This window comes from Nesterenkonia halotolerans (genome assembly GCF_014874065.1).
In the GTDB taxonomy this organism is placed as follows: Bacteria; Actinomycetota; Actinomycetes; order Actinomycetales; family Micrococcaceae; genus Nesterenkonia; species Nesterenkonia halotolerans.
Map to the genome: position 1 here is coordinate 485,893 of NZ_JADBEE010000001.1, position 20,064 is coordinate 505,956.

The 20,064-nt window shown below is 64.3% G+C and carries 24 protein-coding genes; 10 read left to right on the forward strand and 14 right to left on the reverse strand.

Annotated elements, in window-relative coordinates:
• The first annotated feature begins 46 nt into the window (after window positions 1-46).
• Entirely contained in the window at window positions 47-349 is a 303-nt protein-coding gene (locus H4W26_RS02215; protein ID WP_192590544.1) for a helix-turn-helix domain-containing protein, read from the forward strand.
• Between the two features lie 14 nt (window positions 350-363).
• Here the strand turns inward: H4W26_RS02215 and H4W26_RS02220 are convergent, their stop codons facing one another.
• The gene (locus tag H4W26_RS02220) at window positions 364-711 is read right to left on the reverse strand and encodes a hypothetical protein (protein WP_192590545.1); all 348 of its coding nucleotides are present in this window, start codon (window positions 709-711) and stop codon (window positions 364-366) included.
• 93 nt (window positions 712-804) lie between these two features.
• On the opposite strand from H4W26_RS02220, the gene H4W26_RS02225 reads away from it, so the two are divergent.
• On the forward strand, window positions 805-1,506 hold the full coding sequence (locus tag H4W26_RS02225) for a hypothetical protein (RefSeq protein WP_318779739.1): 702 nt from the start codon (window positions 805-807) through the stop codon (window positions 1,504-1,506).
• Between the two features lie 155 nt (window positions 1,507-1,661).
• Complete coding sequence (locus tag H4W26_RS02230) at window positions 1,662-2,117, forward strand: SRPBCC domain-containing protein (RefSeq protein WP_192590546.1); 456 nt, start codon at window positions 1,662-1,664, stop codon at window positions 2,115-2,117.
• A 194-nt stretch (window positions 2,118-2,311) separates the two neighbouring features.
• Here the strand turns inward: H4W26_RS02230 and H4W26_RS02235 are convergent, their stop codons facing one another.
• The 6 genes from H4W26_RS02235 to H4W26_RS02260 all read right to left on the reverse strand — a co-directional run bounded on the left by H4W26_RS02235 (window position 2,312) and on the right by H4W26_RS02260 (window position 5,771).
• Complete coding sequence (locus tag H4W26_RS02235; protein WP_318779740.1) at window positions 2,312-2,836, reverse strand: SgcJ/EcaC family oxidoreductase; 525 nt, start codon at window positions 2,834-2,836, stop codon at window positions 2,312-2,314.
• Entirely contained in the window at window positions 2,833-3,630 is a 798-nt protein-coding gene (locus H4W26_RS02240) for an SDR family NAD(P)-dependent oxidoreductase (protein ID WP_192591966.1), read from the reverse strand. Before H4W26_RS02240 ends, H4W26_RS02235 begins: the two co-directional genes overlap by 4 nt.
• Before the next feature lie 71 nt (window positions 3,631-3,701).
• The gene (locus tag H4W26_RS02245) at window positions 3,702-4,514 is read right to left on the reverse strand and encodes an SOS response-associated peptidase (protein WP_192590547.1); all 813 of its coding nucleotides are present in this window, start codon (window positions 4,512-4,514) and stop codon (window positions 3,702-3,704) included.
• 81 nt (window positions 4,515-4,595) lie between these two features.
• Entirely contained in the window at window positions 4,596-4,805 is a 210-nt protein-coding gene (locus H4W26_RS02250) for a hypothetical protein (RefSeq protein WP_192590548.1), read from the reverse strand.
• Window positions 4,806-4,953: 148 nt separating this feature from the next.
• Window positions 4,954-5,286 (reverse strand): transcriptional regulator, encoded by a 333-nt coding sequence (locus H4W26_RS02255; RefSeq protein ID WP_318779741.1) that lies wholly within the window; start codon window positions 5,284-5,286, stop codon window positions 4,954-4,956.
• On the reverse strand, window positions 5,268-5,771 hold the full coding sequence (locus tag H4W26_RS02260; protein ID WP_192590550.1) for a hypothetical protein: 504 nt from the start codon (window positions 5,769-5,771) through the stop codon (window positions 5,268-5,270). Before H4W26_RS02260 ends, H4W26_RS02255 begins: the two co-directional genes overlap by 19 nt.
• A 453-nt stretch (window positions 5,772-6,224) precedes the next feature.
• Here H4W26_RS02260 and H4W26_RS02265 point away from each other — a divergent pair, with 453 nt between their 5' ends.
• On the forward strand, window positions 6,225-6,443 hold the full coding sequence (locus H4W26_RS02265; protein WP_192590551.1) for a hypothetical protein: 219 nt from the start codon (window positions 6,225-6,227) through the stop codon (window positions 6,441-6,443).
• 176 nt (window positions 6,444-6,619) lie between these two features.
• Here the strand turns inward: H4W26_RS02265 and H4W26_RS02270 are convergent, their stop codons facing one another.
• A complete protein-coding gene (locus H4W26_RS02270; protein ID WP_192590552.1) occupies window positions 6,620-7,456 on the reverse strand; it encodes a formate/nitrite transporter family protein in 837 nt (278 codons plus the stop codon).
• A gap of 164 nt (window positions 7,457-7,620) precedes the next feature.
• Window positions 7,621-8,286: an SDR family NAD(P)-dependent oxidoreductase gene (locus H4W26_RS02275; protein ID WP_192590553.1), complete on the reverse strand. Its 666-nt coding sequence runs from the start codon at window positions 8,284-8,286 to the stop codon at window positions 7,621-7,623.
• A gap of 163 nt (window positions 8,287-8,449) precedes the next feature.
• Between H4W26_RS02275 and H4W26_RS02280 the strand changes: the two genes are divergently transcribed.
• Together H4W26_RS02280 and H4W26_RS02285 are read left to right on the forward strand one after the other, a co-directional pair.
• Window positions 8,450-10,111: a DNA-3-methyladenine glycosylase 2 family protein gene (locus H4W26_RS02280; protein ID WP_192590554.1), complete on the forward strand. Its 1,662-nt coding sequence runs from the start codon at window positions 8,450-8,452 to the stop codon at window positions 10,109-10,111.
• Window positions 10,108-10,689: a methylated-DNA--[protein]-cysteine S-methyltransferase gene (locus H4W26_RS02285; RefSeq protein WP_192590555.1), complete on the forward strand. Its 582-nt coding sequence runs from the start codon at window positions 10,108-10,110 to the stop codon at window positions 10,687-10,689. The genes H4W26_RS02280 and H4W26_RS02285 overlap by 4 nt, the downstream gene beginning before the upstream one ends.
• On the opposite strand, the gene H4W26_RS02290 is transcribed toward H4W26_RS02285, so the two are convergent.
• Both H4W26_RS02290 and H4W26_RS02295 read right to left on the reverse strand, forming a co-directional pair.
• Window positions 10,607-13,957: a DNA polymerase III subunit alpha gene (locus H4W26_RS02290; RefSeq protein WP_192590556.1), complete on the reverse strand. Its 3,351-nt coding sequence runs from the start codon at window positions 13,955-13,957 to the stop codon at window positions 10,607-10,609. The two genes, H4W26_RS02285 and H4W26_RS02290, sit on opposite strands and share 83 nt — an antisense overlap.
• Complete coding sequence (locus tag H4W26_RS02295; protein WP_192590557.1) at window positions 13,954-14,304, reverse strand: hypothetical protein; 351 nt, start codon at window positions 14,302-14,304, stop codon at window positions 13,954-13,956. Before H4W26_RS02295 ends, H4W26_RS02290 begins: the two co-directional genes overlap by 4 nt.
• 145 nt (window positions 14,305-14,449) lie before the next feature.
• Between H4W26_RS02295 and H4W26_RS02300 the strand changes: the two genes are divergently transcribed.
• The 3 genes from H4W26_RS02300 (at window position 14,450) to H4W26_RS02310 (ending at window position 16,343) form a co-directional block, all read left to right on the forward strand.
• Window positions 14,450-14,794: a DUF3253 domain-containing protein gene (locus H4W26_RS02300; protein WP_192590558.1), complete on the forward strand. Its 345-nt coding sequence runs from the start codon at window positions 14,450-14,452 to the stop codon at window positions 14,792-14,794.
• Between the two features lie 212 nt (window positions 14,795-15,006).
• Window positions 15,007-15,522: a hypothetical protein gene (locus H4W26_RS02305; RefSeq protein ID WP_225939561.1), complete on the forward strand. Its 516-nt coding sequence runs from the start codon at window positions 15,007-15,009 to the stop codon at window positions 15,520-15,522.
• A 263-nt stretch (window positions 15,523-15,785) separates the two neighbouring features.
• Complete coding sequence (locus H4W26_RS02310; RefSeq protein WP_192590559.1) at window positions 15,786-16,343, forward strand: DUF7010 family protein; 558 nt, start codon at window positions 15,786-15,788, stop codon at window positions 16,341-16,343.
• Between the two features lie 197 nt (window positions 16,344-16,540).
• Here the strand turns inward: H4W26_RS02310 and H4W26_RS02315 are convergent, their stop codons facing one another.
• Window positions 16,541-17,332 carry an SDR family NAD(P)-dependent oxidoreductase gene (locus H4W26_RS02315; RefSeq protein ID WP_192590560.1) on the reverse strand — a complete coding sequence of 264 codons (792 nt, stop codon included), beginning with the start codon at window positions 17,330-17,332 and terminating at the stop codon, window positions 16,541-16,543.
• A gap of 90 nt (window positions 17,333-17,422) precedes the next feature.
• On the opposite strand from H4W26_RS02315, the gene H4W26_RS02320 reads away from it, so the two are divergent.
• Window positions 17,423-17,932: a MarR family winged helix-turn-helix transcriptional regulator gene (locus H4W26_RS02320; protein WP_192590561.1), complete on the forward strand. Its 510-nt coding sequence runs from the start codon at window positions 17,423-17,425 to the stop codon at window positions 17,930-17,932.
• Between the two features lie 689 nt (window positions 17,933-18,621).
• Here H4W26_RS02320 and H4W26_RS02325 read toward each other — a convergent pair.
• Both H4W26_RS02325 and H4W26_RS02330 read right to left on the reverse strand, forming a co-directional pair.
• Window positions 18,622-19,353 carry an AMIN-like domain-containing (lipo)protein gene (locus H4W26_RS02325; RefSeq protein WP_192590562.1) on the reverse strand — a complete coding sequence of 244 codons (732 nt, stop codon included), beginning with the start codon at window positions 19,351-19,353 and terminating at the stop codon, window positions 18,622-18,624.
• A gap of 347 nt (window positions 19,354-19,700) precedes the next feature.
• A complete protein-coding gene (locus tag H4W26_RS02330) occupies window positions 19,701-20,042 on the reverse strand; it encodes a winged helix-turn-helix transcriptional regulator (protein WP_192590563.1) in 342 nt (113 codons plus the stop codon).
• Between the last annotated feature and the right edge of the window lie 22 nt (window positions 20,043-20,064).

The window sequence follows — 20,064 nt, forward strand, 5'->3', positions numbered from 1 at the left end:
CCAATAACTATACCGGTCATATTATCCCGGTATTAGAATCGGTGCCATGGTCAGATTGCCGCTCAGCCCTGCAGAAGTGGAACGCGGAGAACGGCTCGGTGCGCTGCTGCGCCGAGCCCGTGGCGAGCGTTCCATGCTCGCCACTGCCCTCGAGGCGCGCGTGTCTCCGGAGACCCTGCGGAAGATTGAATCAGGCCGAGTCGCGACGCCAGCTTTCCCGACCATCGCCGCCATCGCCCAGGTGCTGGATCTCTCGCTGGACACAGTGTGGGCGGAGATGAGTGCACCGGAACGCGATGGGCCGATGCGAGAGACAGATCACGAAGCCCCGGAGCGGCTGGCGTCCTAGGCGTCTGAGAGTCCCTACCGGGTCTGGGCCTCAGCGACCGCCACCCTGCGGTTATGCATAAAGTTGCGCACGCACCCAGGGGCCGCGCCCAGCAGAATCAGGATGGGCCCCATCGCCCCACCGTAGATGTCGCTGAACATCCACCCGCTCGCCAGGAAAAAGATGAAGGCCAGGAGCCGCACCACATATACCTGCGGCGGGTTGATCGGCGGTTTTCCGAAGAAGAACGGCAACCGCGAGTGGGGATTCACCCGCCTGAGCATGTCGAAGGAGGCGGTGAGCAGCACCGCCGCAAGAACCCAGAGGACGATCGCTAATAGCTCCATCCTGCTATTGCACCCGTTGCAGGTTGCCTTGGTCAACAAACCGCTCGGCGTCGGTGCCTTAGCGCGGTGCCATGATCGTAGAGTGGTGGAAGAAAACCCATCCTCATCGGCCCCGGAGGTCACCACACCGTGAGCAGTGCAGCCCAGCCAGCCTCCAGCGAACAGGCGGAGAGAGTCGAGGCTGCGGAAGTCCTGGCCGCCAAGCTCGACCGGCCGATGGGCCTGCTCGGCATTCTCTTCCTCTTCGTGTTCCTGGGGCAGCTCTTGGTGACCGAACCCGGGTGGAGCCGCATCCTCACCATCGCAGGCTGGGGCTTCTGGGCCGTCTTTGTCGCGGAGTTTCTTCTGCGCGCCTACATCGCTGGGTTCCAGGCGACCTTCTGGCGGCGCAACTGGTGGCAGGTGATCTTCCTGCTGGTGCCCTTCCTGCGCTTCGTTCGCGCGCTGCAGGCCGTACGACTGCTGCGCGTGGCTCGAGTGGCCAGGGTCGGCGGCATCCTCTCGGCCGGCGTACGCGGTTCCCGCTCGGCCGGCCGACTGCTCTCCAGCAGGATCGGATGGCTGGCCGCAGTGACGGTCGTGGTCATCCTTGCGGCGAGCCAGCTGCTCTACGCCTTCGAATCTCACACCAGCTACGGCGCTGCCCTCTATGAATCCGCGATGGCTACCGTGACCGGCGCAGGGATCACCACCGAGGATCCCTTCTCCAAGGGAGTGCAGCTGGTGCTCGCGGTGTATTCGGTGGGCGTCTTCGCAACTCTGGCCGGGTCACTCGGCGCGTTCTATCTGCGCGGGGATCAGCCTGCTACACCGCGCGGCGACGAACGCTGATCGGCAACCCACAAGTGCTCAAGACACCGCCGTCCGAGTCGGAAGTCACGCGACTGGTTATGCGCGGCGTGTCCGGGGACGATCGACGCGTCTCAGGGTTGCTGCTGCCTCGCCGAGTCTTGTAGCCGGACTAGCCCACTGGCATCATCGGTTCTATGTCCCCGGTCACGATTGTTCACGACACCGTCCAAGTATCCCGCTCGATACGAATCCCCGTCGATAAAGCATGGGCTGCATACCAAGACACCGCACGACGAGCTGAATGGGCGGTCCCGGCCGGTGAGCAGATGGTCTACTCCCGCGACCAACTGACACGCGGTGGCCTCACAGAGTACCGGTGTGGGACTCCTGGCGAACTCAAGTACCACGTCCGAGGGGAATACCTCGTGGTCGAGCCAGAGTCCTTGATGGTATATACGGAAACCGTCACAGCCGGCGATGAACTACTCTCTAGCAGTCTCGTCACCTGGGAGTTCAGGGAGAATCTTGACGGTGCACTAGTCTCGATCACCAACCAGGTCACGTCGTTCGTCGGCCAAGAAATGATTGATGGCACTCGGAATGGTCACTCGATTGCTCTGAACCAGCTCGCGACGCTGCTCGAGAACTAAACGGCGAGCACGATGTTTCGCCCGGGTGCGCCGCTCAATGCGGCTCAGCACGGTCCCCCGATTTTGGACAAAAGACCGACCCGGCCCTAGCTGTACACGAAGGTTCCCTACACGAGTCGCAGACACGATGCCGCTGCCTCGTGTCGTCCCGCCCTCGTAGACCGGGGCCACCCAAGTCGGCAAGCCAAATCTGCTTAACCCCCAGTCGGGCCACCGAGGTCTTGGTAGGCCGTCGGGCGTAAGGCCTCACCCTCGGCGGTCAGGGTCTCTGCGCCGGGAACGCGGTCGGTGTTCTGTGCGCTGACGGCCAGCCAGGCGCCGTCGTCGTCAGGCTGTTTTTTCTGCACCGTGAAACTGATGACGCCTTGTCGGTCTCCGGGTGGGTTCTCCGGGCCTTCGCCTGGGGCGGCTGACTGGCCGGACAGCGTCCAGAGCGCGTGGACGACGGCGAGGCTCTCCCCCAGCTCGCGGACCCGGACCTCGTCCAGGTGCATCTGCGAGTCGGCGAAGATCCGGCGGAAGCCGTAGTCGTGCGCGGCTCGGATGCGTTCCCGGTTGTTCCACCACAGCCCCACCACGTTGACGAAGTCGGCGTCCTCGACGAACAGTGCAGCCAGTGCGTCCGCGTCGGCCGCGTTCCAGGCTGCGGCGAAGCCCTGGGCGACGCCTTCAGGGCTGCTCGGCAGACTGCTCGCCCCAGATGAGGGGTGCGGGCTCACGGCAGGATCGAATCGACGTAGCCACCATCGACTCGCAGAGCACCGCCGGTCGTGGCCGCGGCCAGCGGCGAGGCGAGGTAGACGACCATGTTCGCAATCTCTTCGGGCTCGATCAACCGGTGCAGCAGCGACTGTGGCCGGTGCTCCTTCATGAACTCGCGCTCGGCCTGGGGCCAGGGCGTATCCGCGTCCACGAGCTGATACACGAAATCCTCCACTCCCTCGGTGAGTGTCGGTCCGGCCATGACCGCGTTGACCGTCACACCCGAACCCGCCGCTTCCTTCGCGAAACCTCGCGAGACCGCCAGCAACGCCGACTTGGTGGCGCCGTAGTGGATCATCTCTGCAGGGATGACCACAGCAGAGTCGCTAGCGATATTGAGGATGCGACCCCAGCCACGGGCGGTCATCTGCGGCAGGGTGGCTCGGATCAGGCGGACCGCCGAGAGGACATTGACCTCCCAGAAGCGCTGCCATTCAGCGTCGGAGATCTCCAGGGCCGGTTCGGCTCCGAAGATGCCGAGGTTGTTCACCAGGATGTCGATCTGTCCGGTGGCCTCCAGCGCCGCGGAGAGCCCCTCACCGGTGGTGACATCACCGGGTGCGGCCAGCAGATTCTCCGGACTGATCCCGTCGGCAACGAGCTCCTGGACTGCCGCGTTCACCCGCTCGGCGCCGCGCCCGTTAATGGCTACCCGCGCTCCGGCCTCGGCCAGGCGCTTGGCGATCGCCCAGCCGATCCCCTGGGTGGAACCACTGACGAAGGCGGTCTTGCCGCTGAGGTCCAATGCGATCATGTTCAACTCCTGGGTTGCGGATCAGTCTGCTGATCCCAAGGCCCGTCGGGGCGGGTTCATTCCCGGCGTCATCCCCAGAGCGTGGGCACAGGGTCCAGCAGTGCGGGCCCGTTGTTGCGGACGTTGCCGACACCAGGGTCCACCTCGTAGATCTCCCAGCCGCTGGCGACCTCGAGGATCTCGGTGCGCAGCTGTTCGAGCAGGACCTCAAGTTCCTCGGGACTCTTGTCCCCGGGTTGGATCCACTGGGCGGCGAACTCCGGAGTCATGGCCAGCGGAATCCGGTCGTGGAGATCAGCAAGGTCGGTGAGCACGCCGGCCTGACCGCCAGCGGCTTGGCCACCGGCGGCTTCGTCATCAGCGGTCTCCGGTGAGGGGCCGGTGAGGATGGAGCAGGAGAGGATCCAGGGGTCTGACTCACCCCGAGCCTCGGCGTCTCTGTCCTTCCACCACTCGTAGAGACCCGCGAAGACCAGCGGCGACCCGTCGGCCGCGCGAATCGCGTGGGGGCGCTTCTTCGCGCCTCCTGCCTTCCATTCGTAGTAGGCCTCGGCGGGGACGGCGCAGCGCCGAGACTTTGCTGCGGAGCGGAAGCTCGGCTTGGAGACCACGGTCTCGGAGCGAGCATTGAAGGTGCGGGAACTGAAGGTCATGTCCTTGGCCCACACCGGGAGAAGTCCCCAGCGCGCCGGGTGGAGCTCGCGCAGCAGCTGCCCGGCGTCGTCGTAGCGTTCCACCAGGATCGGGACCGTGGAGGTCGGAGCGATGTTCCAGTTCGGGGGCAGCCCGAAGGCCGGTGGCTGAACCGGCCCCAGCCTCGCGCGGTTGAGGTCATCGGCCAGGTCACCGGTGTCTTTGGCCATGACATAGCGTCCACACATGGTCTGAGCTTTGCAGATGCGAGTGTCCGCGGCAATCGCCTTGGCCGAAGGGGTACACCAGCGAAGTCTTCTCGCGGGACGCTACCCCTGAGCTGGACCGGGGCGGGGAGGCCGCAGCCGGATGGCGCATATGCCGCACACGACTGCCAGTGCTCCCAGGACTCCTGCCGTCCAGCCCAATGGGGACGAGGGCGAGGCGAAGAGGACCGGGATCAGCAGCATCAGGACGGAGGTGCTGAGCACCAGCCCCGCGAAGAAGATCAGAAACAGTCTGAGGTGTTTGACGCCCATCTTCTCGATTCTGTGGGATCGCGGCTGGTCGGACAAGGGGTCCTCTGGTGCCAGCGGAAGAAAATCGTAGAGCTGATGAAAAGTCGTAGCGCTATAGCTCGACGATTTGCTAGAGCTCTACGATAAACGCGGTGGCGGGGGTTTCGAGTTACGCGGACCCGGGATTGCCCTCCGCAATCTCAGCAAGTGCCGCGAGGTGGGCTTCAAGGGCGCTCCTGCCCTCGTCGGTCAGCGCCACCCACGTGAGCCTCCTCGAATCCGTCCGGCTGGGCGAGCGCTCCTTGCGCACAGTCACCAAGCCCACCTCGCTCAGCACCCTCAGATTCTTTGACAGGTGGGCATCGGTGAGCTCGAGGGTGTCGCGGATGACCGAGAACTCCAGCTCGGGCATCTTCCGCATCAGTGCACATACCCTCAGCCGGACGGGCGAATGGATGACGGGGTTGAAAACTGGTGCGACCTTCATGCCCTGTGGCGCCATCCCTCCGCGATCTCCTGACGCAGAGCCACGTCGTACCGACGACCCAGAGCAACAGTGGCCATGCCGGCCACCGATGCGGGCAGGAGCAACCAGACCTCTGGGATGCCTATCAGCTTGAATGCCAGAACAGCGATGAAAGCTCCCACGAGCACCCCCACCGAGATCAGGAGCAGACGCCTGCTGCGCGGACCCGCGGGCTGGGTCGTGGCCAGGCCATGGCGTCGACTGTATGAGTGCATCACCAGCGGTATCGCAAGAATTCCGAGAACGACCAGCGTGCTGGCGGCAGGCTGCGGCAGCGCCTGCGCTCCGACGGTCAACGCCACGATCGCTCCGAGCGCTGCGTGGTACCACCACGGCGTGATCACCCGCTCCGCGAGATTCGCGCTGTCGCGATCCAGGTCCGAGAGGGCATTCAACGCGTCGGCTGGCGCGAGCGGGTCGTGGGATTCAGAGTGGCTGGGACGCACAGAATGATTTGCCATAGTGGCAACTATACGTGTGACTTGCCGGATGGGTAACTCATTGAAGTCCGAGGCCGCATATCTGGTCCACATGGGCACCGCTCCCCCGGCCCGGCAAGTTTGCCGAGTGCCATACTGAGCGGCATGGAACTCAAGGGCATGTACTCCGCAGCTGAGTTCTGGGCCCTCATGCGAGGATTCGACGATCAGGTCCGGGAGTCATTGGCACATCGGCCCGCCTTCGCACCCGCAGACTGGTCAGGCTCACGGGCCCTGGGCGAGTGGTCATTCGGCGCTGGGAACCGGACGTTGGTGCATGGCGATCCTGAAAATGGCCGACCCTGCGTCACTGTCCTCGTGAGTTCCCGCGCTGGCCGAGAAGCAGCGCGTGAGTTGTGGGTGAACAGAAGCGGCCCGTCCAAGGACAAGGCGGAACATGCATTGCGGCGCCTGGAATTTGAAGCTCAGGCACCTGTGCAGAGACCTATCGCCATCGACGGCGCGGTCCTCGAGTTCGACGTGTGGGAGGACGAGTCACGCTGGTGGGCCGCTGTGAGCCGTCCTGGATACGGGATCGCAGTTGAGGCCCGCAATATTGACCCGGCCGGAGTGAGCCTGGTGAGCGTGGATGACCTCGAGCCCTACATCGCTGGACGCAACCAACGCATCAAGGAGCAGCGCGGAGAGACCTAGGCTCTGCGCCCATCACCAGATGATCAGCCGGCGCCACCGGCGAAGAATCGTAGAGCTGATGAAAAGTCGTAGCGCTATAGCTCGACGATTTGCTAAAGCTCTACGATAATCACCCGGCGCCGGGTGGGCAGGGCGCCGGGTGGGGAGGGCGCGGGAGCCAAGAGCGCTCCCCTCCCCTACTCGCCGCGGGCGGCGTCGGGATCTTCCGGTGAGGCGCGGCGTCGTCGTTCCACGAGCTCTTTGGTGCGGACCAGGCGAAGCGCCGTCACCAGGCCGACGCCGCCGAGGATGTTGAACAGCAGGGTGAATCCGAACCAGGTGAGCCACTCCAAGAACGGGATGTCCGCGCCGGTCTGCATCGCACCGAAGATCAGCAGCGAATCCAGGATCGAATGGAAGAGCTGGAGCCCGGCCAGCAGGAAGCCTGCGCCCACTGCCGCGATGATCCTCGCCGGATCGGAATCGGTGCCCTGCTGCATGCGCGTCAGCAGCGTGATGATCATTCCACCCAGAATCGCCAGAGACATGGTCTGCAGTGAAAAGGGTGCGTCGAGGAAATGGGCGGCGGATTCCCTCACCGTGGATTCCCATTCCGGGAAGGCCTGCATCACCAGCCACATGAAGACCCAGCCGCCGACCAGGTTCGCCACGAGCGTGCCGCCCCAGAGCTTGCACAGCTGGACGATGCTGCCTTCTCGCGAGACCACCGCGGCGATCGGCATGAGGAAGTCCTCGGTGAACAGCTCGCTGTGGGCGAGCAGGATCGCGACCAGTCCGATGCCGAAGGCCAAGCCGGCCAGCAGATGATTGTCGGTCTCGTGCAGCACAGCCAAGTAGGCCATCACACCGAGGCCGACCTCCATGCCTCCGAAGAGCCCGGTGATGAGCATCGCCCGGAAGGTCCGCTGCAGCCGCTCGGCACCCTCATGCACGGTGTTGTCGAAGGACTCCTGCAGCTCTTCTTCGACGGGAGTGTCGTTGTCGCCCAGCTCCCTGCGCCGTTCCTCGCTCATGTCATGTCTCCGCAGTCAGTAGGTTCCAGCGCCTGATAGCAGTGAGTCTAGTGTTCAGCGCCTGAGCTGCTGACCTTCCGGAGAGGAACACGACAGCGGGCCCCGGTCACATGACCAGGGCCCGCTGGGGTGAGGCGACGGAACTCGTCGAGCTGCTGCGTGAACTACTGATCCATGGGTTCGGCGAACACGCGGAACTCGTTGCGCCCCGCGTGCATGGCCCAGAGCTTCTCGGCCAGAACCTGGGGGTCCTTGTTCTCGCTGCCCTCGGTGATCTGTCCGGGAATGATCAGCTGGCCGACGTGGATGTTCTCCTCCGCCAGCTCATCGTGCAGCATCTGGGCGAAGGCGCTCTCGCCGGCGAAGGAGATGGAGGTTCCTGCGACCTTCGCGCTGGGGCGCGCACCACTGCCGCCGTTGATGAACAGCACCGTGCCGCGGCCCAGGGCACGCATGCCCTGCAGCACCTGATGCGTTGCTGCCACGGGGCCGTAGATGGAGAACTCCACCGCACCCTCGAGATCCTGAGCTGTGGTCTCTAGCAGCGGGCGCAGGAATTCCTTCTGCGGCAGCGGGCTGTAGGTAATGACCTCGATGGGTCCCAGTTCCTGCACGGCCTTGTCCAGAGCCTCGGTCAAGCTCCGGGTGTCCCGCACATTGGCTTCGAAGCCTCGGGCGGTGAAGCCCTCGGCGTTGAGCTCTTCGGCGAAGGCGTCCACGCGCTCCTGGCTGCGGGAGATCAGTGCGAGGCTGAAACCTTCGCGGCCGAATCGACGTGCCACAGCGGCTCCCAGGCCGCGTCCTGCTCCAATAAGTGCAACGGTAGTCATATGCGTCCTTCCGTGAAGTCACCGACTCGATACCTCGCGGAGTCGAGTCTGTCGTCATTCTGTGCCCAGGCACTTTCCGTGCCGGGCGCTCTGCGCACAACCACCCACGGCCAGGTCCGATTCCCGCTAGCTTTCTATCGGGGCAGACTGTGAAATAGAGCATATGGAGCAGAGCGAGGACTTCGACCGGCGCTACCGGGCTGTGCAATCGCGGGATCGCCGCTTCGACGGGCAGTTCTACACGGCCGTTTCCTCCACGAAGATCTACTGCCGTCCCTCCTGCCCGGCACAGACCCCCAAGCCGGAGAACGTCACCTTCTTCTCCACCTCTGCTGCTGCCCATGAGCACGGCTACCGCGCGTGCAAACGCTGCCTGCCCGATGCCACCCCGGGGACCCCGGAATGGAACATCCGGCAGGACCTCGCGGGGCGTGCCATGCGGCTGATCCGGGAAGGCGCCATGAACGACGGCGGGGTGGGGACCCTGAGCGACCGGCTGGGGTACAGCAGCCGTCACCTGCACCGCACACTCACCGCAGAACTGGGCGCGGGCCCCCTCGCCCTGGCCCGAGCGCACCGGATGCATCTGGCACGCAGCCTGTTGGTCAGCACCCAGATGTCGATCACCGATATCGCCTTCGCCTCAGGCTTCTCCTCGGTGCGGCAGTTCAACGAGACGGCATCCACGCTCTTCGGTGCCGCGCCGCGGGAGATCCGCCAGCGTGCCCATAGATCGTCGAAAGTTGCGCAGAGACCTCCGGTCGGCCATAAAGTGGCAGATGCCGGGCCACGGCTCTCGCTGCGACTGGCCCTGCCGGTGCGCGAGCCCTTCGATGCTGTGGAGGTCTTCCGCTTCCTGGATGAGCGCGCGATCCCCGGTGTTGAAGCCACCCAGCTCGACGGCGAGGCGCTCGTCTACGCCCGCACGCTGCGTCTGACCCACGGGCCCGCCGCCATCGAAGTCCCCGACACTGAGGTCTCCTCCACGCTGGACGGTGGCGATTCCTCGACCAAGGCGCGCCGGTGGCAGCTGCAGCTCGATTGTGAGCTGAGCTCCTTCGCGGACATCCCGGCGGCCGTCGCGGTGGCTCGCCGGATCTTTGACCTCGACGCCGACCCGCAGGCCGTGGTGGCGGCGCTCTCCGCTGACCCCGCCCTTGCGCCCTGGGTGAGAGAGTCGCCCGGTCTGCGGATGCCGGGCACCGCGGACGGGCCCGAATACCTGATCCGCGCGATCGTGGGTCAGCAGATCTCCGTGGTCGCGGCACGCACCCAGCTGACTCGGCTGGTCGACGTGCTGGGCACCCCGCTCGTCTCCTCTTTCACCGGGCTCTCCCGGTTGTTCCCCACCCCGGAGGAGATTCTTGCCGGGGTGCCGGAACCCCCTTCACGGAAAGGACCTGGTCCTCATGCGGCGCTGGACCCTGAGCGTCCGCTGCGGCTCCCCGCCCGGTCCATCTCCACGGTGCGGGTCGCCGCCCAGGCCCTGGCCAGCGGAGAGCTGCAGCTGCACCAGGGCGCAGACACCCGGGCGCTGCATGACCAGCTCACCGCTATGCCCGGGATCGGGCAATGGACCGCCTCCTATCTGATGCTGCGGGTGCTGGGCGATCCGGATGTGTGGATGACCGGCGACGTCGTCCTGCTCACCGGGGCCAAGAAGCTTGGACTTCTGGACCCCGAACTGAACAAGGCAGCCGCTCACCGCGCGCTGCAGACCCACGCGCAACGGTGGTCTCCGTGGCGCTCCTATGCCGCGATGTACCTCTGGAAAGCCGCAGCGCAGCATGCCGCTGATCAGCCCCGAAAGGACCCCAGCTCATGACCCTGCTCGACACACCCCTGCGCCACCTCACGCTGCACACACCCGACGGCCCTTTCAGTATGATCGCGGATGAGACCGACGTGCTGGCCTCTGGATGGACCGCGGAGATCAACGAGCTGCTCAGCCTGATCCACCCGCAGCTGCGCGGAGGCATCGCGCAGACCAGTCAGGTCCCGGAGGACGACCGACACCCGGTGCTCACCCAGGCGCAACAGGCGGTGGAGGCCTATTACTCCGGGGACCTCACCGCAGTGGACCGCGTGCCGGTGCGTCAACGCTCAGGACCCTTCCGGGAACACGCATGGGCCGCCCTTCGAGAGGTCAGCCCCGGGCAGCCGGTCAGCTACGCCGAGTACGCGCAGCGGGCAGGCAGTCCGGCGGCGATCCGGGCGGCGGCGGGAGCGTGTGCGAAGAACGCGGCTGCGCTGTTCGTGCCCTGTCACCGGATCATCCGGACCGACGGCGGGCTCGGCGGCTTCCGCTACGGGGTGGAGATCAAGCAGAGCCTGCTGCAGCGGGAAGCTGTCCCGGCACCGTCTCCCCGCGCAGATCCCAGGCTCGCGTCGCCTGCACGGTGACCGCCCGGGGTCCGGTGCGCCGGATGGTGCCCTCGGCCATGAGCACCTTCGCTGCAAAGAGACATTCACCGGTGTTGTACTGGGCCTCCTCGAAGAAGCTCAGGTCCACGCAGCCGGTGCCGTCATCGAGGGTGATGAACACGACCCGTTTGCCCGAGGCCATCGGCGGGGTCTGCGTGGCCACACGGATCCCCGCCACCCGCACGGTGGCGCCATTGCGCAGCGAGAGCAGCTGCTCGGCGAAGGTCGCGCCCGCTGCCTCGAGCACCGGGCGGTGGATCTCCATCACGTGACCACTGGTGTCCAGCGAAGTCAGGTCCAGCTCGGTGGTGACGATCTCGCGGGCCTGCAGCTCCCCCGCCCCGGTGGGCATATTGGCGATCTCCACATCCTCGATGGGCAGGGAGAGCTGGCCCTGGACCTGGCGGGCCGGCGGCTTCTTGCCGAATTCGAGGTTGGTGGACTCCACCCACTGGATCAGGTCCTTGCGGCCCTTGCGCCCCTCGGGCAGCAGGCAGTCCAGGGCGCCGACCTTGACCAGGTCGCGCAGCGTGGAGCGCTTCAACCGGGGACGATCCCGCAGATCCGCCAGCGAGGAGAAGGGCTGCTCCGCCTCGATGCGGCGCAGCTCGGTCTTGGAGATCCCCTTCAGCCCGTTCAGCGACATCCGGATTCCCCACACCGGCAACCCCGCCACGGAGGTGGCCTCCACGTGATAGCTGCTGGTGGAGCGGTTGACGTCCATCGGCAGCAGCGGGATCCCGAGCCGGCGCGCCTCGGAGACCAGCAGCCGCAGCGGGTACATGCCGGGATCATGTTCGAACAGGCCGCAGAGGAAGTGGGCGGGGTGATGGGTCTTCAGCCAGGCCGACTGGTAGGTGGGCACGGCGAAGGCGGCTCCGTGGGCCTTGCAGAATCCGAAGCTGCCGAAGCTGAGCAGGATCTCCCAGACCCGGTCGATCACCGCGGCGGAATAGTTTCGCTTGGCGGTCTCCTCGCGGAAGAAGATCTCCACCGGTCCCGACTTGTCCTTGCTCATCGCTCGGCGCAGCTCATCGGCCACGTCGAGGCCGCAGTCGGTCATCGTGTCGAAGATCCGCAGCACCTGTTCGTGGAAGACCACTACGCCGTAGGTCTCATCCAGGATCGGGGCCAGGTCGGGGTGCGGGTAGCCCACCTCCTCATAACCGTGGCGACGTTCCAGGTAGGGCTTGACCATGCCCGAGCCCATGGGGCCGGGACGGAAGAGCGAGATGTCGACCACCAGGTCATTGAGGGTCTCGGGGACCAGCTTGCCGATCAGTTCACGCTGGCCGGGGCTCTCGATCTGGAAGCAGCCCAGCGTGTGGGTGGACTGGATCATCGCGAAGGTCGCGGGATCGGCATAGTCCACGTCCTTGACCATGTCGATCACCTCACCGGTGGTGCGCTGCAGCTCGGTCAGCGCATAGGCGATCGCTGACTGCATGCGCACCCCGAGGACGTCGAGCTTGATGAACCCCATGGGGTCCATATCGTCCTTGTCGAACTGGCTCATCGGCAACCCGTTGACCCCGGAGCGTTCCACCGGGGTGAGCTTGAGCAGGTTGTTGTTGCCCAGGATCACACCGCAGGGGTGGGTGGAGATGTGCCGGGGCAGCCGGTCCAGACGCTCGGAGAGGTCCACCAGCAGGTCCAGCTGTTGACGTCCGGAGGTGCGTTCGGTCTCGATCCGCTCGGCCAGGCTGCGCAGCTCAGGCTTCTCCTCCAAGGCGCGGCGGAACTCCCGGGCGGGGAAGCGCCACATGATCTCCGCCAGCTGATCGATCTCCTCCTCGGGAAGTCCCAGCGCGAGCCCGGCGTCCCGGACCGCGCCGCGGATCCGGTAGGCGTTCTGCATGCTCATCAGGGTCACCCGTTGGGAGCCGAAGCGTTTGAACACCGCCCGGTAGATCCGATGCCGCTCGGCCGATTCCACGTCGATGTCGATATCGGGCAGGGTCGAGCGCCTCCGGGAGAGGAAGCGTTCGAAGATCAGGCCGTGCTGCAGCGGGTCGATGGGGCTGATCCCCAGCGCGTGGACCACCAGGGAGGAGACCGCCGAGCCGCGGGCGGCGGCCCGGACACCCATCTCCCGGATCAGCCGGGCCACCTCGGCCACGGTCAAGAAGTAGGGCGCGAAGCCCAGGTCGGCGATGATGCTGAGCTCATGCTCCAGCCGCGCCCGTGCCGTGCCGGCACGCTCCCGGGCTGTGTTCTCCTGGGCTGTCCCGCTCCTCGAGTCTGCCCCGCTCCCCTGGTCTGCTGATGTCTGCTCCTCGGCGGCGAGCATCTCCGCCAGGCCCGCTTCGCAGCGGGCGCGCAGCTCCTCATCGGGGTCACCTTCGATCCCGATGACGGTGGCCTCAGGCACTTTGGGCTGGCCCCAGCCCATGTCTGTGACCGGATCCAGCTCACACTGGCGTGCCAGCCGTGCCGTGTTCTCCAGCAGCTCTTCTGCGGAGGTGGAGGTGGTGCTGGCAGCGCAGATCTCGGCGGCCAGGGCTTCCATCTGCGCGGCGGGCTTCAACCAGCCTTGATCGGTGGGCTGCAGCGCGGCGGTGTGATGCAGGTCCGAGAGCACCCGGACGGCGTCGAGCACATCGGCAGTGGCGGCCTCATCGGTGCTCAACAGTCGCACGGCATTGGTCAGCACCGGGGCGACCCGGCTCACCTGAGCGGCGCTGAGCATCCGCACGGCATGAGCGGTGGACAATGCCTCACCGGGAGGCGCGAGATGTGAGACCACCTCCACTCGCAGAGCCTCCCCCAGCACCTCGCGCCACTGCCGCAGCAGCGCCCGGGTGCTCCGGTAGTCCCGGGAGGCCGCGGCTTCACCGATCTCACTCTCCGGCCCGGCCAGCACAAACAGACGACGCCGCACCTCACCTGCGGCAGGGGCGGCGAACTCCGCCAGGTCCTGCAGACTCACTCGCGCGGATTCACCCTGTGGACGCTCGTGGGCGCGCGAGATCAGCTGGCACAGGGCGGCATATCCTCCGGTGGCGCCGCTGGCCAGCACCACTGCTCGGCCGCGCTCCTCCACGGCGAGGCTGACACCAAGGATCGGGGCGACACCGAGGTCCACGCAGGCACCGATGTGCTTGACGGCGCCGTAGAGCCCGTCACGGTCGGTGATGGCCAGCGCCCGCATCTCATCGGCTGCGGCGGCAGCCACCAGTTCCTGGGGGCGGTTGGTGCCGTAGTGGCTGCTGAAGGAGCTGGCCACGTTCAGATGGGTGAAGGTCAATGGACCCTCACCACACGCCAGCGCCCGGAGGCGAGATGGCGGCTGACGTCGATGGTGCGCACTTCGGCGACCTCGGTGCGGGAGACGGCTTCGGGCTCGACCTGCAGACGCCACATCTCATGGGCCACCAGGCCGGGACGGCCACGTTCGGCCCGAGGCTCTTCGAGCCACCAGCTGCGCCGTTGGAACCAGCGAATCGGTGTTTCCACCACGAGGTGCCTCCGCTCTTGCCAGATGACCCGGTGGGGCAGCGACTGTTCATCGCATTCCACCTCGATGGATTCGGTGAACGTCACCGCTCCGCGGCGGGGTGCTCGATCAGCTTCGGGACGAATAACAGTGGACATGGACAGGCTCCTCTTTCATCTCTCCAAGAGGTATGACGAAGCCGATGGGAAGCCCGGGAGCCTCATCGTATTCGAACATACTTTCGATAGCAACAGGAGTGAGCCTAGGGTCCGACACTGACACGGATGGGTGCAGAATGGAGCCATGGACGACTCACCCGCAGTATCCGAGCGCGATATGGAGAGCGCGATCCTCGAGCTGCTCGCGAAACGCGCCGAGTCCGCGACGATCTGTCCTTCCGATGCCGCACGCGCCGTCGGCGGAGAAGAATGGCGGGATCAGATGGATGCAGCCCGGGCAGCGGCGCGGCGCCTGGAGGCCGTCGGCGCCGTGGACATCACACAGCGCGGCGAAGTGGTGGACCCAGCGACCGCCCGGGGTCCGATCCGCATCCGACGGCGCCGGTCCGGCGGATCAGAAACTTCGGAGACGGCCTTGCGTGAGACGCGAAAGCCCGGCAACCACAGCACTTCGGAGGTCCAGCCGTGACCTCGATGACGGTGCTCTTGACTCCTTGGTACAGGCGCGTCCCCACTCGTTCGACGGGAAGCGACGATCAGCCTGGATCCACTGAGCCCACTGCGATTCTCGATCACAGGTCCAGTGCCATCTCCCACCTGGTCAAACGCTCACACCGATCGGCGGGAAGCGGCGATCCTGTGGCGGTCCTGGGGGAATGTCATTCGATCATCCGAGATGAGGTGCGCGCCGTCTATGCACTCGAGGAGCGCACTCCCGCCTCTCATGTACTCTCCCGTGGCTTCGGCTCCTGCAGCCAGCGTCTCGCCATCCTGGAAAGCGTCGCCCGCGCACTAGACATCCCGACCCGCGTGCGGGCCCTGCTCATTGACCGCTCATTCTGGTACCCGCGCTTCCCCAGGGTGAAGTTCGTCCTCCCCGATCAGATGCTGCTCGCGTGGCCTGAATTCAGGATTCATCAGTGGACACCTGCCTCAGAGCTGTTCGGTTCGATCGGATGTCGCGGAGGCGGCTCATTCACCAACAACGGATCAGAGACGCTGTTCGAGGCAGTAGGACGCTGCGCTGTGGATTGGGACGGTCGAGAGGCGGGCGGCGCTCACGACTTGTCGCACTTCATCAGGGCCGATCACGGCTACTTCGCGAATCGTGATGACGCCTTTGCCGTTCTTGGACAAACACTCTGCGGTCCATCACGCCTTGTGACAGACCCGCTTCTCCGCCGTATATCCGCCTGATCCGCTCGACCCAGCTGTACATCTGCTGAGCCAAAGCCCGTAGCTCTACTGCAACACTGAACGCATCCACACCGGCAAGAGAATGCCTTCTGCTCCTCGGTTGTCACCAACGTCGCGACTCAGTACATCTAGACGCTACCGGGAACGTCGTTGCGGAGTGCCCTTGTGTCAGCGTTCTTCAGGCGGGCCCAATGTGGACATGGTCGGAGAGAACACCTGCTCCCGTAGTCTGGTGATTTGCCGACCGTTGGAGCACTCCGATCATGGACCTCACCTCTGCGCTGGAAGAACTAGCCAACCAGAACATCTCCGGGGCGGCTTTTCTCATCGCATACGGAGCAACTTGGCTGGTATGCGCAGTGATGTGGCAGAAGGCCACCGCGCGCACGGCTGCCCTAGCAACGCTTTTTCAGGGGATGGTCGCATTTCCCGTAGCGATCGGACTGTCTTTCCTGGTCGGGGCCCTCGGCGAGCCCAGCCCGGTTCCCCGAGACATCACTCAGCTTTCCATTCTCATCGGCATCTCACAGGTACTGGGCTTGCCCTTCATGATCTACCTGGTCATCACCCAGCGCTACGCGTTGCTGCCGATAGCGTTTGCCTCGATGGTCAGCATGCACTTCGTGCTGTACTCATGGCTGTACCAGACCCCCGGGTACATCGTCATGGCTGTCTTGATCTCCATCGCTGCAGTGGTCGTGATGTTAACGGCGCCGAAAGAACCTCAACGGGCCGGACCTGCTCGAGTGTGCTGGGTGACCGGAGGGCTCCTCTTGCTCACGGCATCTGCTTTTCTAGTTCTGCACCTGTTCGACATCTAGAGGGTGATGCCTTCGCTGCACGGGCACCGGACGCGGAATCACGGGCTCCCTCACAGCGGCTCTTGGCCTGCACGTAAGACGATCCCTCAGCGTTCACGGCCCATTCAGGAGGTCTCGGAGCAGACGGTCTCTGATCAATGAAATCGATCACACAGAGGGGCTCTCTTCGAGGTCGTTCTGCGGACCCGTCACGGCAGTCACAGCATCGTGGTCAGAACTCCGCCGTCTGCACGCACGGCGCTCCCGTTGGTTGCAGAGGACCGAGGACTTGCGAGGTAAACCGCGAGGTTTGCGATCTCTTCAGGATCAATAAAGCGTTCGAGGAGTGATGTCTGATTTCCTGCGATGATTCCTGCTTTGAGCTCGTCCGGGGATAACCCCTGGGTCTGTGCAATGTCGGTGATCGCGCGCGCCACTCCATCCGAATACGTTGGGCCGCCCAGGATCGTATTGACCGTGACACCCGTTCCTCGGGTCAGCTTGGCGAGGCCGTTGCTCAAGGCCAGCACTCCGGCTTTTGTGACGCCGTAATGCAGCATGTCAGCAGGGATGTTTACGCCTGATTCGCTCCCGATGAAGACGATCCGACCCCACCCCACGCGGAGCATCCCGGGCAACAGCTCTCGGGATAGTCGCACCCCACTCATCACGTTCACGTCGAAGTAGCGCGTCCATTCGGTGTCGGCGATCTCAGCAAAGGGAGTGAGCTCAAAGAGCCCCACGTTATTGATCAGGATGTCCACGCTGCCAAGTGAACTCAGCAGATTGTCCACCCCGGCAGGGTCGGCGAAATCGGCGGCCATACCCGTCACGTTCGCGTCGGGCACTTCGTGTCGCAGAGTCTGTACTGACTGCTCGAGACGATCAGAGTCGCGACCATTGATCACCACCTCTGCACCCTCACGGAGGAGTGCCCCTGCGATGGCGTATCCGATGCCCTGGGTTGAACCACTGATGAAGGCGCGTTTAGTTGCCAGCTGCAGATCCATGGATTTCTCGACTCCCGTAGTTACTTGATTGATCAAGCGAAACCTACGCCGGTTTAGTTACTCGGGCAAGTATCTGTGTAGCCTGGGGGCATGATCGATCCAAACAGCACATCGGTCTTCGCGAGCGAGGAACTCGAGACGTGGGCGGCACTAGCGACAGTGCTTGAATGGTTACCACCAGCACTCGATTCCGCCTTGGGCGATGCCCATGGACTCACTCATTTCGAGTACGGCATCCTGTTCGCGTTGGACGATGCACCAGATGGCGTACTGCGTATGAGCACCCTGGCCGGGTACGCCAACAGTTCGCTTTCGCGCCTCTCTCGAGCGGCGTCCCGGCTCGAAGGCCGTGGATGGGTCCAGCGGTCTCAAGACCCCTCTGATGGAAGGTCCACTTTGGCGACATTGACCGGGAAGGGCTCAGAGATAGTCAGACGCGCCACGCCTACGCATACGCAAACGGTCAAGGATCTAATCCTGAACCCGCTCACAAGTGCCCAGAAGCACCAGTTGCGGGATATCAGCTTGCGGATTCAGCGTGCCATTCGAGAGAAGGAGGGGTGGCAGCCGGACACGACCGATCGTCGGGAGACTTCCTAGCGGGTTGACCGATTTTCCGGGACGGCGACTGCATCGCGCGCTAGAGGATTGGCTTACGGGCGCAGAGCCGCAGACCCCCTCCAATCCTTGATCCTCTCGGCAACCTCGAATGGGCCTGACGCTAGGCTGACACCAAAAGAAGGGTTGCCAAGGCGAACGTGAAACTAGATTGGCAAGTGGTGAGACATGCTTTGGTGAGCGGTCTTGCTGTTCTCGTCGCTATCGCGGCTATCGGCGCTCGTGCATGGCAGAATCTCATTTCGCAGTACGAGCTAGAGATCGATATGGGAGTTCCGAGGTCCTGCAGACTTGTCATCCCAATCGCGATCTTCATCCTCACTCTCCTGGTCCTGCGGCTGTCCCGAGCCGCGAAAAAGCTTTTGGTCGCGATAGGTGTCATTTCTCTGGTGTCGTGTGCTGCGACAGTTCTAGGAATGCTCTCCGACACGCTGTCCATTGGCGGTGGACTTTTGTGGATGACAGGGGAAGCGCTCAGTGTGGTTGTAGGCTTTCTGGTCCTCGTGCTTGCAGTTCTGTCAGCAGTCCAGGCAACTCGCACGCTTGTCGGTCGGAGAGGCGTCACTCCGTAGCGGCACTCGGACTGGGCAGGAATATGGTCAGCCAAGGGTGAGGGGTCGCGCACCGTCTGCCTGGGCGGCGCAACCCGGCCATAGGGTGAGGACCTGGTCTTATTCGGTGGCGACGTCGATGACAATCCGGCCAGGATCACCGAGTGCTTCTACTCGGATCTCGCGTTGAGTATCCAGACCGATGAAGTACTGGGCGTCTGCTTCGACACGGCCACCGGGATGGACCTCAGTGAAGACGGAGCTTCCTTCGATCACAAACGGGTCTCCCTCGTCGAATTCGAAGAGTTCATCACCGGCGGGGCTGTCCTCGGGTAGGCCAGCATGGACACCATTGACGCGGAACAAGAGAGCAGCGTCTCCTGCCACGTCGATAGGTTCTTGCATCATCATGGAGCTCGGGTCCTCTGCCCATTGGACAGAGTAGAAACTCGGCTCCGCGTTGGTGCTGAACTCGAAGACCACCCGTTCGAACCCGTCGTGGAGCCCGCGCCGGACATCGGTGATGTCGCCAAGATCGGCCGATCCCGTGTCCTGCTGGACGCCGTCGAGGGTGAATTCCTCAGGGTCAAAGGGCTCAGACTTGTCCACTGGGGTTTCTTGAGACTGCGTGGGCTCGGCCGTGGGGGTGTCCTCGGCCTCAGGGGACGACCCGTCATTCTCAGGCGTCGCGGTCTCGGTGCCCGACGCCTCGCTTGATGGTTTTTGCTCTGTGGGAGCCTGCTCGGTGGTGGCCGGGTCAGGTTCTGTGTCGTCATCGGAGGCTCCGCAGCTGGTGAGTGCCAGAGTGCTGGCAGCGATGGCAGCAGTGAACGCCATGGGGCGACGGGTCATGTGATGGCCTCCAAGCCCGGGGTGAATCTCGTCTTGATACTTCACCGTAGGCAGATGGTGGATCAGGTCGGCAACTACTTCGAGGAATTGTTAGGGGCCTGTAACGGTGCAGGGCACCTCGCCCGTCGGGTCTTTTGGTGTGGCCCGGGCATGAGGGGTGAGAACGAATGTGGGTGCTGCGCGGGCACATGTGACCGATATGCGGGTCCGCTTCCGGGCACCTAAGCTTTTGTCGACTATCCGGTGAACGTTGAGGGGTCCTTTCGCGCGCCTATATTCGCGCGGGGTATACGTGCAGCGGCTACATCGTCGGCGTCGATATGCTCGGACGATGTTTGGAGGATTCATCACCGAGATGATGGCGGTGAATCGACGAACGCTGTGCCCCACTCATTCATCAACGCCACCAGCGGCGCCAACGACAATCCCCATTCGGTAAGCGAGTACTCGACCTTCGGAGGCACCTGCTGGAACACCTTGCGCGCCACGATTCCGTCTTGCTCCAGTTCACGCAGCTGACGAGTCAACGTCTTGGTATTCGCCGTCGGCACCCGGCGCCCCAACTCCCCGAAACGGTGGGTCCCCTCCAGCAAGTACTTCACCAACGTCAGCTTCCACGCGCCACCGAGCACTGAGACAGCCACCTCGACCGGGCACACCTGCATCGCTCGCTCCACCGGTACACGCATCCGAACCTCCTGGCGACAAAAA

Bases quoted from the DNA above. Each gene is read 5' to 3' on its own strand.
- H4W26_RS02310 (WP_192590559.1), top strand. From the start codon at position 15,786: ATGGACCTCACCTCTGCGCTGGAAGAACTAGCCAACCAGAACATCTCC.
- H4W26_RS02250 (WP_192590548.1), bottom strand. From the start codon at position 4,805: ATGGGCGTCAAACACCTCAGACTGTTTCTGATCTTCTTCGCGGGGCTG.
- H4W26_RS02285 (WP_192590555.1), top strand. From the start codon at position 10,108: ATGACCCTGCTCGACACACCCCTGCGCCACCTCACGCTGCACACACCC.
- H4W26_RS02245 (WP_192590547.1), bottom strand. From the start codon at position 4,514: ATGTGTGGACGCTATGTCATGGCCAAAGACACCGGTGACCTGGCCGAT.
- H4W26_RS02215 (WP_192590544.1), top strand. From the start codon at position 47: ATGGTCAGATTGCCGCTCAGCCCTGCAGAAGTGGAACGCGGAGAACGG.
- H4W26_RS02260 (WP_192590550.1), bottom strand. From the start codon at position 5,771: ATGGCAAATCATTCTGTGCGTCCCAGCCACTCTGAATCCCACGACCCG.
- H4W26_RS02320 (WP_192590561.1), top strand. From the start codon at position 17,423: ATGATCGATCCAAACAGCACATCGGTCTTCGCGAGCGAGGAACTCGAG.
- H4W26_RS02270 (WP_192590552.1), bottom strand. From the start codon at position 7,456: ATGAGCGAGGAACGGCGCAGGGAGCTGGGCGACAACGACACTCCCGTC.
- H4W26_RS02325 (WP_192590562.1), bottom strand. From the start codon at position 19,353: ATGACCCGTCGCCCCATGGCGTTCACTGCTGCCATCGCTGCCAGCACT.
- H4W26_RS02275 (WP_192590553.1), bottom strand. From the start codon at position 8,286: ATGACTACCGTTGCACTTATTGGAGCAGGACGCGGCCTGGGAGCCGCT.
- H4W26_RS02255 (WP_318779741.1), bottom strand. From the start codon at position 5,286: ATGGCGCCACAGGGCATGAAGGTCGCACCAGTTTTCAACCCCGTCATC.
- H4W26_RS02280 (WP_192590554.1), top strand. From the start codon at position 8,450: ATGGAGCAGAGCGAGGACTTCGACCGGCGCTACCGGGCTGTGCAATCG.
- H4W26_RS02315 (WP_192590560.1), bottom strand. From the start codon at position 17,332: ATGGATCTGCAGCTGGCAACTAAACGCGCCTTCATCAGTGGTTCAACC.
- H4W26_RS02330 (WP_192590563.1), bottom strand. From the start codon at position 20,042: ATGCGTGTACCGGTGGAGCGAGCGATGCAGGTGTGCCCGGTCGAGGTG.
- H4W26_RS02230 (WP_192590546.1), top strand. From the start codon at position 1,662: ATGTCCCCGGTCACGATTGTTCACGACACCGTCCAAGTATCCCGCTCG.
- H4W26_RS02300 (WP_192590558.1), top strand. From the start codon at position 14,450: ATGGACGACTCACCCGCAGTATCCGAGCGCGATATGGAGAGCGCGATC.
- H4W26_RS02295 (WP_192590557.1), bottom strand. From the start codon at position 14,304: ATGTCCACTGTTATTCGTCCCGAAGCTGATCGAGCACCCCGCCGCGGA.